General features: G+C 47.1%; 4 protein-coding genes. 2 read left to right on the top strand and 2 right to left on the bottom strand.

What is annotated here, in order from left to right:
- The first annotated feature begins 2 nt into the window (after positions 1 to 2).
- Both flgM and MSC25_RS05340 read left to right on the top strand, forming a co-directional pair.
- Positions 3 to 326, top strand: coding sequence for a flagellar biosynthesis anti-sigma factor FlgM (gene flgM / locus MSC25_RS05345; RefSeq protein ID WP_004588011.1), 324 nt, complete (start codon positions 3 to 5; stop codon positions 324 to 326).
- Complete coding sequence (locus MSC25_RS05340; RefSeq protein ID WP_096739241.1) at positions 319 to 750, top strand: flagellar protein FlgN; 432 nt, start codon at positions 319 to 321, stop codon at positions 748 to 750. Before flgM ends, MSC25_RS05340 begins: the two co-directional genes overlap by 8 nt.
- Before the next feature lie 157 nt (positions 751 to 907).
- On the opposite strand, the gene MSC25_RS05335 is transcribed toward MSC25_RS05340, so the two are convergent.
- Positions 908 to 19228 carry an Ig-like domain-containing protein gene (locus MSC25_RS05335; RefSeq protein WP_248442829.1) on the bottom strand — a complete coding sequence of 6107 codons (18321 nt, stop codon included), beginning with the start codon at positions 19226 to 19228 and terminating at the stop codon, positions 908 to 910.
- Positions 19229 to 20581 carry a retention module-containing protein gene (locus tag MSC25_RS05330; protein ID WP_248442828.1) on the bottom strand — a complete coding sequence of 451 codons (1353 nt, stop codon included), beginning with the start codon at positions 20579 to 20581 and terminating at the stop codon, positions 19229 to 19231.
- Positions 20582 to 20668: the final 87 nt, after the last annotated feature.

Raw genomic sequence — 20668 nt, 5'->3', positions numbered from 1 at the left:
TTATGGTTAATCAAGTTAATGGCAGTAATCAACAAGCTAACGCGCTTACAAACGCTAAACAGCAACAAGTTGATATTAAAAAAGATAACGCTGCAAGTACACAAACAACACAGACTCCTTCGCCTAAAGCGGCGAGCGATTCAGTGAGCCTGACGCCACAAGCACAGCAGTTAAAAACCCTGCAAGATAAAGCTCAGCAGTCTTCTGGCTTTGATAGTGAAAAGGTCGCTGAGCTTAAAAAAGCGATTACCGAAGGTAAATACCAAATTGATGCTGAAAAGCTGACTAAAAACTTAGCTGATTTTGAGTTTAACGTATATGGCTGATCACAATAGTTTAATTAGCGTTAAATTAAATGAACAAGTTAAATGCTTGGATTCATTAGATGCGTTATTAAACGAAGAGCTTAGTATTATTGCCTCTCGCAGAGGTGAAGGTTTAAAAGAACTTGCCCAACAAAAAATGTCTTTTTTAACTAAGCTTACGCAGCTCGATAAAGAGTTGAATAAACTTTTTGCTGCAAATGATGAAAATGCCCCTGAAGTGACTGAACGAGTAGCGCAAGTTAAAGCGCAGTTAGCGCAGTGCCAAAAACAAAATAAAGTAAACTCACATGCTGCCCGCCAAGCACACTTAAGTGTAAAACAATTAAAAGATATTTTAATTGGCGCCCCAACCAGTATGACTTACGACCAAGGCGGTAGTGTGGTTAATACCGACAGCAAGCTAGTTCGTAACCTAAAAGCTTAACTGCTTTCATCTATCCTAATTTATTAAAAAAGCCCTTATTGAAGTCTCAATAAGGGCTTTTTTAGGTTTACTACTTAGCACAAAATAATAACCACACTTTTGATTAAGTGAGTTTTAGAAACCCACTTCAGTTATTTAACTGAAGTGGGTTACTGATTTAAATATCTGTTTGGTTATTACCATTTTCAATTAAGTGTTTAATCATTTCCTCTGATTGATTTTGAACATCAACCGCTGGCGCTGCCTCATCAACACTTCCTCCACTTTGTGCAGGGCTATAAGCAATTGCAGAGCCTTCATCGTCAATCAAAGTATTAAGAGCAACGAGTTGCTCGGTGTCTTCGTCAATAATTACATCATTGATATTAAGGGGCTCTGTAGAGCTCATTGACACCGTTTGCTCTGTACTCGATAAAGCACTTGCATTACTTAAATTAACCGTTTCTCCTAAAGCATCGCTGGTTACTGCTTCATTTGGCATAGTGGCGCCTGATGTTGCTTCTTCGCTAAACGGCTCAGCGGCCCCTTCTAAGCCAAATGTTGTATCGGTGGCACTTGCACTGCTTCCTGTGCTAGCAAGTTGTGGGTCGTTTCCTTGGTCAATAATATTGTCATTAATATCCTTAATTAAATAATTACCGGCTTCATCAACTGTGATAAAGCGATAATCAGACCAAGAACCTAAATCAAGAACTGATAATAATGAACTCCAATTTCCATTCTCATCAGGTTGAATTTCCATAGCGCTTTCTAGCACATTTAAGTTTAGGTTTAACACCTCAAGGCCAAGTAAGTTTGCTCCTACAACATATACACTATTTCCTTCTTCTACTGTGCCTTCTGCAGTTAAACCTATTCCTAGTAAGCCCCAGTAATAGTTAGACACCTCGAAGTCTACCGGCGTTGAGTCAATCACTAACCCAGATAAGCTTCCACTTGAAGTAACATTTCCAGATTCATCAGTAGCGGTAGCCGTTACAGTGTATGCCCCATCGAGTAAAGCGTTGTCTGGTGATACGCTCCATACACCTGTCTCACCCGCTGTTGTATCCTTGGTTACAACAGTACCGCTTTCATCTATAAAGCTTACGGTAATATCTTCATTTGCTCCTGCGGTACCGGTGATCTTAGGTGTGCTATCGGCTGTTAATTCTAAACCAGAGTTAATTACTATGCCTGAATCAACTATGCTGCTTATAGATTGCTCGCCGGTATTACCTGCATTATCAAGTACGCTTACATCAACACTGTAATTCCCTTCACTAAGAGGCTGCAAAGCTGTAACACTCCACGACCCATCTGTGTTTACTGTTGTTGAAACATTGTGTGTTTCACCTAGTGCGTCAGTAAACATCACCATAACTGCAGCTCCAGCAAAACTTCCGGTTACCGAGCCTGTAATAGTCGGTGTGGTATCTTGGCCTACTGCAATAGGGTCTATAAATACAATAGGTGCTGTGTAATCAGTACTTGAAACCATGGTATCGCTTGATGAGTTTCCTGCAGCATCACTCACTGTTGCAGTAGCACTAAAACCGCCTTCACTAAGCGGCGTAACAGCTGTGACTGACCAAGTTCCGTTACCTGCCACTTGCGCAGTTAATGTTTGCGAATCACTATTAGCATCAGTAAGTACTACGCTTATGGTTGTACCTGCCGGAGCATCACTTGTACCTGAGATGGTTGGCAGTGAGTTATTCGTAACTGCAAGTTCATTAATTTCAATTGTAGGCGGAGTTAAGTCAACTATGCCATTAAGACTTGTAGAGCTTGTAAGGTTTAAGTTTTCGACTGTCGCATCAACCGTAAATGCACCTTCAGCTAATGGAGTGGTCGGTATTAATGTCCATACACCAGCAATAGCTTGAGTGTTATAGGTTGTTGCATTACCACTGCTATCTGTAATAACAACTTCTACATTACCGTTTATTACATCGGTAGTACCACTAATAGTAGGGGTTGTATCGCTTGTATCTATTATTGGGTTAATTAATAGACTCGGTAAAGTGGTGCTCACAACGCCCGTTTGCGTCACCGTTGCTATATTGCCTGCGTTATCAATACTAATAGCCTCGACGGTTAAATCACCCTCAGCAAGTAAAGGTGCAACAACAAGCCACGTGCCATCTCCTAATACTGTTGTAGTAACTTCATAAAGTGTGTTTGTAGAGTCGGTAATATTAACAGTGATTAAGCTGCCGGTTTCTTCGTCACTGGTGCCAGTAATAGTAGGCGTTAATGTATTAAGTACACCAAAGGCGTCTATTTCTAACGATGGCGGTATGGTATCAATCGTCACTTGCTCAGTAGCAGACTGGCCTAGATTACCCGCAGCATCAGTAATACTTGCGAATACACTATATATACCATCAGGTAGGCTAGTGGTTACTAATGACCACGTGCCATCGCTACCAACAAGGGCATCAAATACTGTTGCGTTGCCGTTACTATCTATCACAGTTACATCAATGTCTGTGCCTTGAGCTTCTTCAGAAGTACCAGAAATAGTTAGAATGTCAGTATTGCTGATGCTCAACGGTAAAATATCTACCACAGGCACTAACGTATCAACAACAAACTCGAGCGTTTGTGTTACTACATTGCCAGCATCATCAGTAATACTCACGTTGGCGACATGCTGCCCTTCAGTCAGCGCATCAACTTCCAATGAAAATAGCCCTGCTGCATTCACTGTTGTTGTTAGTACTGAGCCTCCGTCCAGCTGAATCTCTACCACTCCATTAATTAAATCACTGGTCCCTTGAATAATTGGAGTAGAATCTGACGTTGTACCAATCACTTGCAAATTAAGTGTTGGTGAGATGGTATCTACTACACTGCTTAGCAGCTGTGTAGCTGTGATCCCGACTTCACTTAATACATTTACAGTTACAGTAAACACGCCCTCAGCAAGTGATTGAGGAACTTGTACAAGCCATGAATTATCTGCCTGCACTATGGCAACCAAATCTTGTGCTATGTTATCGCTATCTACCACTCTCACTAGCACTTCGGTGCCTGGGGCTTGGTCGGTCGTACCGCTAATTACTGGTAAATCACCCTCGCCAGCTACAAAGTCAACTACCGCATTAAGTAACGGCGTTGAAGCATCTACATCTGCCGTCGTAATAGTGGTGGTGTTACCCGCTTCATCAGTTGCAGAGGCTTCAACAACTGATAAGCCAATGATATTAACCGCTAGGCCTAATAACACCCAGTCACCATTGGCATCAGTGGTTACATCGTAAGTTAAGTTAGCCAAATCACCTGCTAATTCTAAATTAACGGTAACTGTTTTACCTTCACCTAAATCGGAAGTACCAGATAAAGATACTAGCTGCCCTAATACGAACGAAGGCACAATAGTAAGCTCTGGCCCTACTGTATCTACTTCGCCACCTGTTTTACTATCAACAGAGGTATTTCCTGCGCTATCAGTAATCGTTGCCGAAACACTGTAAACCCCCTCTGCTAATACGTTGTCTGCAGCGGCTTGCCAGTCTCCATTAGCATCCGTTTGTACGGTAATTTGATGCGATGCGCCAGCTGAGTCAGTAAACGTAACGAAAACGTTTGTATTTGGCTCGTTTGATGTGCCACTAATTAATGGCGTGCTGTCTTGGGTAAGTATTAATGAACTTTGATCAATACTAATTTCTGGCGTAATTGTATCAATATTTGCGTTAGTGATATTGCTGCCTGTATTTCCGGCATTATCAGTAATAAACACTTCTACTGAATATGCCCCTTGCGAAAGGCTATTGCTTGCCTCTACTGACCAAGTTCCACCGGCTTGCACCGTTGTATTGACTGTATGCGCATTACCTTGGAAGTCGGTAAATACCACAGCAACCACATCTCCTACGGCTGCACCTGTTACACTGCCAGAAACGCTAGGTGTTAAATCTGTACTACCTACAATATCGTTAATGCTAACCACTGGTGCGGTTATATCAACCACACCGGTAGTGCTAGTATTTACAGGGTTCCCCGCGGTATCACTTGTTGATGCAGTAACAGTATATGTGCCTTCGCTAAGCGATAAAGGAGCTGCAACTGACCATGTGCCATTTGCACCTACTGTGGCATTAACTGCTTGCTCTGCGCCTAAGCTATCTGTAATCAAAATAGCGACTATAGCGCCTTGAGGGGCTGTACTTGTACCTGAAATTGTAGGTGTTGTATCATTACTCGTTAGTAGCGGTGTAATATTCAATTCTGGGGCTGTTAAATCTATCAGCCCTGTATCTGTTGCACTGCTGGTTAAGCCACCTTCAGCCACACTGGCTGAAACAGTAAACGTGCCCTCAGGAAGGATATTTGTCGCATCTACACTCCATGTATTATCAGTTACAGTTGTTGTAACGGTGTGCGAGACATTATTAACATCGGTAATAGTAACCGTAACTAACGTACCATTTGCAGCACTACTCGACCCAGAAAGCGTAGGTGTTTGATCGTTTGTATCAACAATGGTGTTTATATTAATGGTAGGTGCATTAGTATTAAGCGTGGCAGTAGCATTTGCTTCACTACTGTTACCTGCAGTATCAGTAATGCTTGCTGAAACTGTCACTTGTCCATCAGTTAATGGCGTGGTTACATCAACACTCCAGGCCCCGCCTGCCCCCACAGTCGTTGTGTAGGTATTAGTGCTATCACCATCAGTAATTGTGACATTAATTGTAGTACCTTCAACCTCATTAGATGTACCTGAAATAGTAGGCGTGCTGCTATTAATTGTACCTAATGCGTCAATGGTAATGGTTGGTGCTTGAGTATCAACAAGCCCTGTTCCAGTCGCTGAACCTGTATTATTAGCATCGTCGGTAATACTAACAACAACACTGTAATTTCCTTCAGGTAAATTAGGCGCTGTTGTTTGCCAATTACCATTTGCATCAACCGTAGCAGCTAACGTATGCGTATCACCATTACTATCTGTAATAACAATATCTACATTTGTGCCAGTAGGTTCACCAGATGTACCACTAATAACTGGCGTATCTGTGTTAAATACGGTTATGTCGTCCAATGCGACTATTGGTATCTGAGTATCAATTGTTAAGTCGATTGTTGTGTTAGTGATATTATTGGCGTCGTCAGCAACATTAATTTGCGCTGTATAGTTACCATCTGTAAGTGCAGTTGGTACCTCTACCTGCCAATTTCCATCAGCATCTACTACCGCAAAAAAGGTTTGGCCATCAATGCTAATTATTACATCAGCACCTATAGCATCACTGGTGCCTGATAGGGTTGGCGTTGTATCTGCTGTAGTGTCGGTAGGATTAACGCTAAGAGTAGGTGCTATGCTGTCTATTTCACCTTGTGCTTGCTCTGTGGTTAAATTACCCACATCGTCTCTTACCTCTGCGGTAACTGTGTACTGCCCTTGTGCTAACTCGGTTGGTACTTCAACAGACCAACTTCCATTAGCTTGAACTATGGCAGTAAACTGCTGGCTTTGACTTGCACTATCTACAACGGTTAGTTCTACCTCGGTTCCTTGAACCATATCAGTAACACCAGAGATCACAGGCGTTGCATCATTCGATAATGCATCTACAGTAACGGTAAGCGCAGGTGCTTCATTATCAAAATTAAGTGAGTTGACGCTCGCAACATTGCCGGCTGCATCACTTGCAGTTGCAGTAACATACGCAAGACTAAGCAGAGGTACTGTTATGTTGGCAAGTCCCCATGTGCCATCAGCATTCGTGGTAGCAGTGTACGTTGCGCCCACTAAACCACCGACTAAATACTCGGTAATTGTGATCACTGACCCTTCTGGTAAATCAGAATCCCCTGAAAGAGAGACTAAATTGCCTAGGGCAAACGAAGGAATGATCTCTAAAGTCGGTGGCGTTACATCCACTTCGCCGCTGTCTGTACCTGTGCCCGTGTTACCCGCTGCATCCGTGATGCTCGCGCTGACACTGTAGTTACCTTCAGCTAAATCTGTCGCTGGGGTGGCACTCCAATTACCATTCGCATCGGTTTGTACATCAATAGTTTGTACGGCATTGGCTGCATCGGTAAAGGTTACCGTGACGGTGCTGTTTGGTGCATCACTGGTGCCCGTAACTATTGGCGAGCTGTCGTTGGTGAGCGCTGGTGCATCCACACTCACACTTGGCGCGGTGGTATCGATGTTACCGCTGCCGCTGATATCAATGCTGTTACCTGCATCATCGCTAATGCTGGCCTCAATGCTGTACGGTCCTTCTGCAAGTGACGTCGGTACTTCCACTGAGAAGTTGCCGCTCGCATCCACGGTGGTGGTAAAGGTTTGCTCGGCCCCTAAATCATCGATAACCGTAAAGGTGATCACGGTGCCTTCAACCGCATCACTGGTGCCGCTTAGAGTCGGTGTGGCATCGTTACTTGAACCTGGGCTGGTTAAATCAAGTGTTGGCGCAATGGTATCAACCTCCCCTGCACCTGTGGCGGTCGCTGTGTTACCCGCGGCATCGCTTACGCTTGCACTTACGGTAAAGTTGCCCTCAGCAAGGGCTGTTGTAACCGGCACTGACCATGTACCACTTGCGCCCACTGTAGCGGTAATGGTTTGCGCTGCACCGGCGTTGTCTGTCACAATAATTGTCACTTCACTGCCTTGTGGCGCATCACTTGTGCCGGAGATCGTCGGTGTTGTGTCGTTGCTAACGCCGTTATCTGTAATAACAAGGCTCGGTGGGGTTAAATCAATCTCACCGGTTTCGCTCGCGCTGCCGATATTACCCAGACCATCGTCTACCTCGGCGGTTACCGTGTATTCACCTTGTGCTAATTCACTCGGTGCATCAACGCTCCATACGCCACCGGTTACGGTGGTGGTTGTGGTGGTTTCAGCGCCTGCACTGTCTACAAACGTTAAGCTAATGGTGGTGCCATCGGCTGCATCGCTTGTCCCATTAATGGTTGGCGTGGTGTCGTTGGTATCAACCAAGGTATTAATGCTAATGCTTGGCGCGGTGGTGTTCAGCGTGGCTGTTTCACTAACCGTGGTGGTGTTACCGGCGTTGTCGCTCACGCTGGCTTCAATGGTCAGCTCACCATCAACCAGTGCATTTGGTACATCGGCTGACCAGCTGCCACCCGCTTGGACTGTGGCTGTAAAGGTTTCGGTGGTAATGCCATCGCTAACGCTGATATTAATCACCGTGCCGGCTGGTGCATTCGTGGTACCACTAATAGTTGGCGTGCTGTCGTTGGTAGCGCCTACAGTATCGAGTGTCAGTGTCGGGGCAAGGCTATCAAGGGTGCCCGATTGCGTAGCGCCGCCTGTATTGCCCGCCGCATCCGTAATGCTGGCTTGTACACTGTAGCTGCCATCAGGTAATTCTGGGCTGATTGCTTGCCAGTTGCCGTTGGCATCAACGGTGGCGGTGAGCGGTGTTTCATCCCCATTACTGTCGGTGATTACAATGTTTACAACTGTGCCTTCTGGCTCAGTTGAAGTACCACTAATAAGTGGGGTGCTGTCGTTACCAAGCCCCAGTGCATCCACAGTTACAACTGGGGTAATGGTATCAACATTGCCACTGCTGTTGGCGGTACTCTCATTGCCTGCGGCATCAGTAATACTGGCTGTTACAGTAAAGTCACCTTGTGCCAGCGCACTGGGCACTTCAATATCCCAATGCCCATCCGTACCAACGGTGGTGGTAATGGTTTGCACAGCGCCATCACTGTCGGTCACGGTGAGTGTTACCGTGCCGCCAATTTCATTACTGGTGCCTTGTAATGTCGGTGTTAAATCATTTACATCACCCACGGTTTGCATGGTTAATGTAGGTGCTTGCGTATCGATGGTGGTGGTTTCACTCACGGTGGTTTCGTTGCCTACGCTATCGCGTACGCTCACTTCAATCGTGCTTTCACCTTCACTGAGTGGTGTCGCTGGTGTGGCGCTCCACTCACCGTTGGCATCAACAAGGGCGGTAATGGTTTGTGGGTTACCGTCACTGTCGGTCACCACAATCGTCACTTGTGCGCCTTCGCCTGCGTCACTTGTGCCGCTGATTATAGGCGTGTTGCTATTGCTTTGTGCATCCACCTCAACTGTGAGTGTAGGTGGTGTGTTATCAAAGTCATCTGAGCTGATTGTGCGTGTGTTCCCTGCTGCATCTGTGGCTGTGGCAATCACAGAGCCAACATCAAGGAGTGATACATCAAGCCCCACCAAAGACCAATTACCGTTGGCATCGGTGGTAGTGGTGTAAGTTACACCCACTCCTCCGCCAATAAGTTGCTCGGTGATGGTGATTTCACTGCCTGCTGGCAGGTCAGACGTACCACTGAGGGTAACCAATAAACCAAGCTCAAAGGTCGGCGTAAAGGCAAGAGCCGGCGGAGTTACATCCACTTCACCGCTGTCTGTCCCTGTGCCCGTGTTACCCGCCGCATCCGTGATGCTCGCGCTGACGCTGTAACTCCCTTCGGCTAAATCAGTCGCTGGGGTGGCACTCCAATTACCACTGGCATCAGTTTGTACATCAATAGTTTGTACGGCATTGGCTGCATCGGTAAAGGTCACCGTAACGGTGCTGTTTGGTGCATCACTGGTGCCCGTAACCGTTGGCGTGCTGTCGTTGGTGAGCGCTGGTGCATCCACACTCACACTTGGCGCGGTCGTATCGATGTTACCGCTGCCGGTGATATCAGTGCTGTTACCTGCATCATCGCTAATGCTGGCCTCAATGCTGTAAGGCCCTTCTGCAAGTGCCGTCGGTACTTCCACTGAAAAGTTGCCGCTCGCATCCACGGTGGTGGTAAAGGTTTGCTCGACTCCTAAATCATCGATAACCGTAAAGGTGATCACGGTGCCTTCAACCGCATCACTGGTGCCGCTTAGGGTCGGTGTAACATCGTTACTTGAACCTAGGCTGGTTAAATCAAGCGTTGGCGCAATGGTATCAACCTCCCCTGCGCCTGTGGCGGTCGCGGTGTTACCCGCTGCATCGCTTACGCTTGCACTTACGGTAAAGTTGCCTTCCGCAACTACTTGTGAGGCAGCCACACTCCACGTGCCATTAGCTCCTAGGGTCGTTGTAACCGTATGGGTCACATTATTACTATCGGTGATCTCTACTGTTACGGTGCTGCCTTGCGGTGCATTCGAGGTGCCGGTAATCGTTGGGGTTGTATCATTGGTAACAACTAGCTCATTCACTTCAATCGCTGGGATAGTGGTGTCGATTAAGCCTATTTCAGTTACAGAACTTGTATTACCACCGCTATCCGTCACACTGGCGGTAACCTCATAGTTACCTTCTGCTAGCGCATCTGGAGCTTCAACGCTCCAGACGCCACCAGTTACTGTGGTATCAATCGACGTAATATTCCCCGCGCTATCTTCAAACGTTAGGCTAATGGTGGTGCCATCTGCTGCATCGCTTGTCCCATTAATGGTTGGCGTGGTGTCATTGGTATCGACCAAGGTATTAATGCTAATGCTTGGCGCGGTGGTGTTCAGCGTGGCTGTTTCACTAACTGTGGTGGTGTTACCGGCGTTGTCGCTCACGCTGGCTTCAATGGTCAGCTCACCATCAACCAGTGCATTTGGTACATCCGCTGACCAGCTGCCACCCGCTTGCACTGTGGCTGTAAAGGTTTCGGTGGTAATGCCATCGCTAACGCTGATGCTGATTACCGTGCCGGCTGGTGAATTAGTGGTACCACTAATGGTTGGCGTGCTGTCGTTGGTGGCACCCACAGTATCGAGTGTCAGTGTCGGTGCAAGGCTATCATGGGTGCCCGATTGCGTAGCGCCTCCTGTATTGCCCGCAGCATCCGTAATGCTGGCTTGTACACTGTAGCTGCCATCAGGTAATTCTGGGCTGATTGCTTGCCACTTGCCGTTGACATCCACGGTGGCGGTGAGCGGTGTTTCATCGCCATTACTGTCGGTGATTACAATGTTTACAACTGTGCCTTCTGGCTCAGTTGAAGTACCACTAATAAGTGGGGTGCTGTCGTTATCAAGCCCCAGTGCATCCAAGGTTACAACCGGGGTAATGGTATCAACATTGCCACTGCTGTTGGCGGTACTCTCATTGCCTGCGGCATCAGTAATATTGGCCGTCACAGTAAAGTCACCTTGTGCCAGCGCACTTGGCACTTCAATATCCCAATGCCCATCCGTGCCAACGTTGGTGGTAATGGTTTGCACAGCGCCATCACTGTCGGTCACGGTGAGTGTCACCGTGCCACCAATTTCGTTACTCGTGCCTTGTAATGTCGGGGTTAAGTCGTTTATATCGCCTACATTTTGTATCGTAAGCGTTGGCGCTTGCGTGTCGATAGTCGTGGTTTCACTCACGGTGGTTTCGTTACCTACGCTGTCGCGTAGGCTCACTTCAATCGTGCTTTCACCTTCACTGAGTGGTGTCGCTGGGGTGGCGCTCCACTCGCCGTTGGCATCAACAAGGGCGGTAATGGTTTGTGGGTTACCGTCACTGTCGGTCACCACAATCGTTACTTGTGCCCCTTCGCCTGCGTCACTTGTACCGCTGATTATAGGTGTATTGCTATTGCTTTGTGCATCCACCTCAACTGTGAGTGTAGGTGGTGTGTTATCAAAGTCATCTGAGCTGATTGTGCGTGTGTTCCCTGCTGCATCTGTGGCTGTGGCAATCACTGAGCCTACATCCAGTAGTGATACATCAAGCCCCACCAAAGACCAATTACCGTTGGCATCGGTGGTAGTGGTGTAAGTTACACCCACTCCTCCGCCTATAAGTTGCTCAGTGATAGTAATTTCGCTGCCTGCTGGCAGGTCAGAGGTACCGCTTAGGGTCACTAATAAACCAAGCTCAAAGGTCGGTGTAAAGGCAAGGATTGGTGGCGTTACATCCACTTCGCCGCTGTCTGTCCCTGTGCCCGTGTTGCCCGCTGCATCCGTGATGCTCGCGCTGACACTGTAGTTACCTTCAGCTAAATCCGTCGCTGGGGTGGCACTCCAATTACCACTGGCATCAGTTTGTACATCAATAGTTTGTACGGCATTGGCTGCATCGGTAAAGGTTACCGTGATGGTGCTGTTTGGTGCATCACTGGTGCCCATAACCGTTGGCGTGCTGTCGTTGGTGAGCGCTGGTGCATCCACACTCACACTTGGCGCGGTGGTATCGATGTTACCGCTGCTGCTGATATCAGTGCTGTTACCTGCATCATCGCTAATGCTGGCCTCAATGCTGTAAGGCCCTTCTGCAAGTGCAGTCGGTACTTCCACTGAGAAGTTGCCGCTCGCATCCACGGTGGTGGTAAAGGTTTGCTCGACTCCTAAATCATCGATAACCGTAAAGGTGATCACGGTGCCTTCAACCGCATCACTGGTGCCGCTTAGGGTCGGTGTAACATCGTTACTTGAACCTGGGCTGGTTAAATCAAGCGTTGGTGCAATGGTATCAACCTCCCCTGCACCTGTGGCGGTCGCTGTGTTACCCGCTGCATCGCTTACGCTTGCACTTACGGTAAAGTTGCCCTCAGCAACTACTTGTGAGGCAGCCACACTCCACGTGCCATTAGCTCCTAGGGTCGTTGTAACCGTATGGGTCACATTATTACTATCGGTGATCTCTACTGTTACGGTGCTGCCTTGCGGTGCATTCGAGGTGCCGGTGATCGTTGGGGTTGTATCATTGGTAACAACTAGCTCATTCACTTCAATCGCTGGGATAGTGGTGTCGATTAAGCCTATTTCAGTTACAGAACTTGTATTACCACCGCTATCCGTCACACTGGCGGTAACTTCATAGTTACCTTCTGCTAACGCATCTGGAGCTTCAACGCTCCAGACACCACCGGTTACGGTGGTATCAATAGACGTAATATTCCCCGCGCTATCTTCAAACGTTAAGCTAATGGTGGTGCCATCTGCTGCATCGCTTGTCCCATTAATGGTTGGTGTGGTGTCGTTGGTATCAACCAAGGCATTAATGCTAATGCTTGGCGCGGTGGTGTTCAGCGTGGCTGTTTCACTAACCGTGGTGGTGTTACCGGCGTTGTCGCTCACGCTGGCTTCAATGGTCAGCTCACCATCAACCAGTGCATTTGGTACATCGGCTGACCAGCTGCCACCCGCTTGCACTGTGGTTGTAAAGGTTTCGGTGGTAATGCCATCGCTAACGCTGATGCTAATTACCGTGCCCGCTGGTGCATTCGTGGAACCACTAATAGTTGGCGTGCTGTCGTTGGTCGCGCCGACGGTATCAAGCACAAGTGTTGGCGCGAGGCTATCTATGGTGCCCGATTGCGTAGCGCCGCCTGTATTGCCCGCCGCATCGGTAATGCTGGCTTGCACACTGTAGCTGCCTTCTGGTAATTCAGGGCTGGTTGCTTGCCAGTTGCCGTTGACATCCACGGTGGCGGTGAGCGGTGTTTCATCGCCATTACTGTCGGTGATAACAATATTTACAACTGTGCCTTCTGGCTCAGTTGAAGTACCACTAATAAGTGGAGTACTGTCGTTACCAAGTCCCAGTGCATCCACGGTTACAACCGGGGTAATAGTATCTACATTGCCACTGCTGTTGGCGGTGCTCTCATTGCCTGCGGCATCAGTAATACTCGCGCTGACAGTAAAGTCGCCTTGTGCCAGGGCACTGGGCACTTCAATATCCCAATGCCCATCCGTACCAACGGTGGTGGTAATGGTTTGCACAGCGCCGTCACTGTCGGTCACGGTGAGTGTTACCGTGCCGCCAATTTCGTTACTGGTGCCTTGTAATGTCGGGGTTAAGTCATTTACATCACCCACAGTTTGCATGGTTAATGTGGGTGCTTGTGTATCTAAAGTAATTGTATCAGTTACTGTTGTTGTGTTTCCTGCTTCATCAGACACGCTCACTTCGATGGTGTTATCGCCTTCATTCAAGTCTGTTTGAGGGGTTACTTCCCAACTTCCATTGGCATCTACTGTGGTTGTTAGTGTTTGTTCAACACCGTTTTCATCAGTGATCACTACAGTAATCGTTGTACCTACATCGGCATCACTCGTGCCTGAAATAGTCGGTGTTGTATCATTGGTTACAGCATCAAAATCAACGGTTAAACTTGGCCCCGCAGTATCAATATTACCGGTTGCTGTATCTAAAGCACTATTGCCTGCAGCATCAGAAACCTCTGCCTGTACAGTGTAATCCCCTGAAGCCAACTCTTGAGAAAGCTCTACACTCCAATTCCCTTGTGCATCTGTTGTCGTATTAAACGAGCGAACAACTCCTTGCGAATCTGTAACAGTCAAGCTTATTACAGTGCCAGAAACAACGCCTGTAGTATTACCAGCAATAATTGGTGTTGTATCATTACTAGTTTCTAGATCGTTAATTTGTATGGTTGGCGGCGTAATATCAATTACAGCATCAAGTTCTGCTATGGCTGAACCACCGCCTAAATCAGTTACTGTTGCACTGATTGATACACTTCCCTCAGGTAAATCGGCTGGCGGAGTAACACTCCACTGTCCGTTTGCATCAACAACCGTAGTTAAGGTAATAGTCGCACCTGTAGAGTCTGTGATCTGAACTTCAACAGACGAACCTACTTCTGCATTAAATGTATCACCGCTTATTTGTGGAGTTTGATCGTTGGTTTCACCAATCACATCAATAGTGATAGTTAACGCACTTGTATCAATAGTAGCAGAGGCGCTTGCAGTACCTTCATTACCAGCGTTATCGCTAATAGTAGCATCAACAGTATAGCTACCTTCAGCTAAAGCTACGGGTACTTCAACTGTCCAACTTCCATCTGCAATGACTTGTGCGGTGATTGTTTGCACCGCACCATTTGCGTCCGTTACAGTTAAAGTAACAGTTGAGCCTGTAGGTTCCCCGCTTACCCTACCTGATAGAGTTGGTGTAGTATCACTTGTATCACCTAGCGCATTTATTGTCACAACTGGCGCAGTTGTATCAACCTCACCTGTGGTAGTGGCCGTGGTTTCATTACCTGCGTTATCAGTTACCGATACCTCAACGGTAAATTCACCTTCACTTAGCTCATTAGGTACATCTACACTAAAGGTGCCATCGGCTTGTACTTCGGTAGTAATAGTTTGTGGGTTACCCGCTTCATCAGTCACGGTGATCGTAACAACGGTGCCCTCTGGCTCGCCTGTGGCAGACCCTGAAATAGTCGGTGTGGTGTCGTTTGTATCACCCACGGGATCAATTAACACTGTGGGCGCTGCGGTATCTACTTCACCTATGGTGGTTGCTGTAGTTTCATTACCTGCATTATCAGTTACCGATACCTCAACGGCAAATTCACCTTCACTTAGCTCATTCGGTACATCCACACTAAAGGTGCCGTCGGCTTGCACTTCGGTAGTAATGGTTTGTGGGTTACCCGCTTCATCCGTCACGGTGATCGTAACAACGGTGCCCTCAGGCTCACCCGTTGCAGACCCTGAAATAGTCGGTGTGGTGTCGTTTGTATCACCCACGGGATCTATTATTACTGTAGGCGCTGCGGTATCAACCTCCCCTGTGGTAGTGGCCGTGGTTTCATTACCTGCGTTATCGGTTACCGATACCTCAACGGTAAATTCACCTTCACTTAGCTCATTCGGTACATCCACACTAAAGGTGCCATCGGCTTGCACTTCGGTAGTAATGGTTTGAGGGTTACCCGCTTCATCCGTCACGGTGATCGTAACAACGGTGCCCTCTGGCTCGCCCGTGGCAGACCCTGAAATAGTCGGTGTGGTGTCGTTTGTATCACCCACGGGATCAATTAACACTGTGGGCGCTGCGGTATCAACCTCACCTGTGGTGGTTACTGTAGTTTCATTACCTGCATTATCAGTTACCGATACCTCAACGGTAAATTCACCTTCACTTAGCTCATTCGGTACATCCACACTAAAGGTGCCGTCGGCTTGCACTTCGGTAGTAATGGTTTGTGGGTTACCCGCTTCATCCGTCACGGTGATCGTAACAACGGTGCCCTCAGGCTCACCCGTTGCAGACCCTGAAATAGTCGGTGTGGTGTCGTTTGTATCACCCACGGGATCTATTATTACTGTAGGCGCTGCGGTATCAACCTCACCTGTGGTGGTTGCTGTAGTTTCATTACCTGCGTTATCGGTTACCGATACCTCAACGGTAAATTCACCTTCACTTAGCTCATTGGGTACATCTACACTAAAGGTGCCATCGGCTTGCACTTCGGTAGTAATTGTTTGCAGATTACCCGCTTCATCCGTCACGGTGATCGTAACAACGGTGCCCTCAGGCTCACCCGTTGCAGACCCTGAAATAGTCGGTGTGGTGTCGTTAGTATCACCCATGGGATCAATTATTACTGTGGGCGCTGCGGTATCAACCTCACCTGTGGTAGTGACCGTGGTTTCATTACCTGCGTTATCGGTTACCGATACCTCAACGGTAAATTCACCTTCACTTAGCTCATTCGGTACATCCACACTAAAGGTGCCGTCGGCTTGCACTTCGGTAGTAATGGTTTGTGGGTTACCCGCTTCATCCGTCACGGTGATCGTAACAACGGTGCCCTCAGGCTCACCCGTTGCAGACCCTGAAATAGTCGGTGTGGTGTCGTTTGTATCACCCACGGGATCTATTATTACTGTAGGCGCTGCGGTATCAACCTCACCTGTGGTGTTTGCTGTAGTTTCATTACCTGCGTTATCGGTTACCGATACCTCAACGGTAAATTCACCTTCACTTAGCTCATTGGGTACATCTACACTAAAGGTGCCATCGGCTTGCACTTCGGTAGTAATTGTTTGCAGATTACCCGCTTCACCCGTCACGGTGATCGTAACAACGGTGCCCTCAGGCTCACCCGTGGCAGACCCTGAAATAGTCGGTGTGGTGTCGTTAGTATCACCCATGGGATCAATTATTACTGTGGGCGCTGCGGTATCAACCTCACCTGTGGTAGTGACCGTGGTTTCATTACCTGCGTTATCGGTTACCGATACCTCAACGGTAAATTCACCTTCACTTAGCTCATTGGGTACATCTACACTAAAGGTGCCATCGGCTTGCACTTCGGTAGTAATTGTTTGCAAATTACCCGCTTCATCCGTCACCGTAATCGTAACAACGGTGCCCTCAGGCTCACCCGTTACAGACCCTGAAATAGTCGGTGTGGTGTCGTTTGTATCACCCACCGGGTCAATTAACACTGTGGGCGCTGCGGTATCAACCTCGCCTGTGGTCGTTGCTGTAGTTTCATTACCTGCGTTATCAGTTACCGATACCTCAACGGTAAATTCACCTTCACTTAGCTCATTGGGTACATCTACACTAAAAGTGCCATCGGCTTGCACTTCGGTAGTAATGATTTGTGGGTTACCCGCTTCATCCGTCACGGTAATCGTAACAACTGTGCCCTCAGGCTCGCCCGTGGCAGACCCTGAAATAGTGGGTGTGGTGTCGTTTGTATCACCCACCGGATCAATTGTTAGTGTGGGCGCTGCAGTATCTATAACGCCTGTAGTTGTGGCTGAGGCTTCATTTCCAGCTGCATCAGTGGCTGTGGCCGTGATTGTAAACTCCCCCTCAGCAATTGCAGTCGTTGCACCTACTTGCCAAGAACCATCTTCTGCGACAACTGCCGTTAAGGTTTGCGAATCACCATTAGAGTCTGTTACTGATACAGTGATCAAGCTACCTGGCTCTACATCAGTTGTGGTACCACTAAATACAGGTGTTGAATCGTTAGAGTCAGTAAAGTCATTTACACTAATAGTTGGTGCGGTTAAATCTATAGAGCCAGTTTGTGAGTCTTGCGCGCTATTACCAGCACTATCACTTACATTTGCCACCACACTAAACTCACCCTCAGCTAATGCTTGTGGGACATCTATACTCCATGTGCCATCACCATTTATAGCAGTGACAAATTGCTGCTCAGCGCCAGCATCATCAGTCACAATCACTGTAACCACACTACCCGCTGCTAAACCTTGAGTAGAGCCGCTTATAGTAGGCGTTGTATCGTTTGTATCACCAATATTATCTATAGTTACGCTAGGTGCGGTTAAATCTATGGTGCCAGTAACCGTCGCTGTACTGCTATTACCTGCTTCGTCACTTACACTTGCAGTAACTGTAAAGTCACCTTCGCTAAGCTCATTAAGTATATCGGCGCTATAGCTTCCATCGGCATTAGTAACCGCTGTAATAGTTTGTTGATTACCGTCACTATCTGTTATTAATAAGGTAACCTCAGTACCTTGGGGTACATCTACTACGCTACCTGTCACACTCGGTGTTGTATCGTTTGTACCTGTAATAGGGTTAATAGTAATCGCAGGATCAGTTAAATCAATTTCCCCTACTTCAGTAGCAGAGGCTGTATTGCCAGCAGCATCGGTTACTGTTGCAACCACCGTAAATTGACCCTCTACCAACTCATCGGTTGCTTCGATTGACCACGAACCATCAGCATTTGTGGTTACTTGCACAGTTTCTGTTGCGCCATCGCTGCCTGTAAAGGTAACAGTAACAACCGCACCTGCGTCAACATCTTGCGTAGTACCACTAATTGTTGGAGTGGTATCATTAGTATCAATAATAAAATTAATACTTACGGTTAAATCTACATTACCGACCGTACTTGCTTGTGCCTCATTACCCGCATCGTCTATAACGGCTGCAACTACGGTAAAATCCCCTTCAGGCAGAGGCTCTGTAACTTGAGCGCTCCAAGAACCATCTTCTTGAGTGACCGCTAAAAGATTAAAAGTACTGCCATCACTTGCAGTAATAGTTAAGGTTATAGTGGTACCAGCAGGCACGTTACCGGTATTACCGCTTAAAAATGGCGTGGTATCGTTTGTATCTGCAATAGAGTCAATTTGAATAGAAATAGGGGCAAATGTAACTTCACCACTTGTTTGCGCGGATGCTTCGTTACCCGCAGGGTCACTCACTGTCGCGGTAACACTAAACTCTCCGCCAGGAATAGCGTTGGGCGATTCAACACTCCACGTGCCATCAGCCTCAAGTGTCGTTGTTAAGGTTTGTATATTACCGTCGCTATCGGTTACTAAAACAGTAATTACAGAGCCCTCTGGTGCCCCTTCAACACGGCCTACAAAAGTAGGGGTTGTGTCATTAGTGTCTGCAATGGCCGTAACCGTTATCTCAGGGCTAGTTAAATCAACTAACCCTTGCTCTACAGCTTGTGCTTCATTACCTGCAGTGTCGGTCACGGTTGCATTAACTTCAAACTCACCTTGTGCTAAAGGGGTAGAAACACTTACAGACCAGCTGCCATCATCATTTGTTTGCGTTAACAGCGTTTGAACTTGCCCATTAATATCAGTAATAACCACGGTAATTACCGAGCCTGCTGGCACATCTTGCGCAGAGCCAGTAATAATAGGGGTTGTATCTTGCGTATCGGCAATCGCATTAATTTCTACAATTGGCGCCGTTAAGTCAATAACTCCAGCATCACTTGCAAGTGCTTGGTTGCCTACGCTATCACTCACCTACGCATCAACAGTAAAATCACCTTCTGGTAGTGCCACACCTACATCAACAGCCCAGCTACCATCTTCACCGGTAATGGCAGTTAAAAGCTGCACTTCGCCTGCACTGTCGGTTACTGTAATTGTTACTTCAGTACCTTGTGGCACACCAGTTGTAGTACCAGTTAATGGTGGCGTAGCATTATTAGTTTCACCCGCTACTGTAACTGTAATTTCTGGAGCGGTTAAATCAATACTCGCAACAGCTTGGTCAATTGCTTGGTTACCAGCGGCATCAACTGCTACTGCGTTAACATTAAACTCCCCTTCTGCTAAAGGCGATGTAGTGGTAATACTCCAATTACCTTGTGCATCAACTTGTGTAACAATTGTTTGTTGTGTGCCTGTGCTATCGGTAAGAGTTACAGAGACGTTGTCGCCAGTATTCAAACCCGCTACCGACCCCGTAACCGTTACTGTCTGAGATGCAGAGTCTGCAACAGGGTCAATATTAATTACTGGCGCGGTGGTATCTATTTCAATAGAAATAGCATCGTTAAACGCATTACCATCTGGGTCAGTGGCTTCTACAATTACGCTCACGGGTCCATCGGCTATCGGGTTAGGTAGTGTAATTTCAAACGTGCCATCTGGGCCAATAACCGCGCTTACTACTTGAGAGTTACCATTTTCATCTGTCACAGTAATATTTACTGTTTCACCCACTAAGTTTTCACTTGTACCACTAATTGTTGGTTGAGATGAATTAGTTAAACCTACCTCATTTAATGATATAGACGCAGTGCCATCATCAGGGACTACCCCATCAGAGGTGTCGCGAATATTTAGCGCTTCTGTAGAATCAGGATCAAAGCTTGAATCAAATGCAACGCTATTAGGGTTAACCCCCTCCGCAATACGTGTAAGCTGAACAAATGAGCTTCCTCCACCAGATCCCGCACCACCAGCACCACCTGCGGCTGTTGCTTCTAAATTATCTAAAATATCACCATCGCCCTCTAAGGCATCTAAAAAGTCAGTAACATCAGAATTAGCCGCCGTTTGGCCATCGTTATTATCATTTTGTTCTAAGCTTGCAATGGCCGCATCTAGGCTTTCGTCAAACACGGTGGTTTCGCTGCTATCGCGGGTTTCTTGTGCTAATAAATCAGGGGTGATCTTTACGTTTTGATTAGCAGGAATCGACAGTGTTTCTCCTTGCACATCAATTGTTAGCGATGAATTATCGGCGGTAACCACTAAATCGCCCACAGTAATAGTATCGCCCACTTCAAGTGGCTTAATTGTGCCATCTTCTAAAACAACACCAGCAGACCCTTTTAAGTCTATTACTAATAATTGATTAGATTCCATTTTACTTACCTCAAACATAAGAATTAAAAACTATTAATTAAAATGTAGAACAGCAAAACGCATTAGATACTGTACTCAAGTACAGTT

The sequence above is a fragment of the Pseudoalteromonas sp. 1CM17D genome, assembly GCF_023161805.1.
In the GTDB taxonomy this organism is placed as follows: domain Bacteria; phylum Pseudomonadota; class Gammaproteobacteria; order Enterobacterales; family Alteromonadaceae; genus Pseudoalteromonas; species Pseudoalteromonas atlantica.
This window is presented reverse-complemented; position numbering and strand designations above follow the sequence as displayed.

Excerpts from the sequence above, each read along its gene's own strand:
- flgM (WP_004588011.1), top strand. The coding sequence starts at position 3 with ATGGTTAATCAAGTTAATGGCAGTAATCAACAAGCTAACGCGCTTACA.
- MSC25_RS05340 (WP_096739241.1), top strand. The coding sequence starts at position 319 with ATGGCTGATCACAATAGTTTAATTAGCGTTAAATTAAATGAACAAGTT.
- MSC25_RS05330 (WP_248442828.1), bottom strand. The coding sequence starts at position 20,581 with ATGGAATCTAATCAATTATTAGTAATAGACTTAAAAGGGTCTGCTGGT.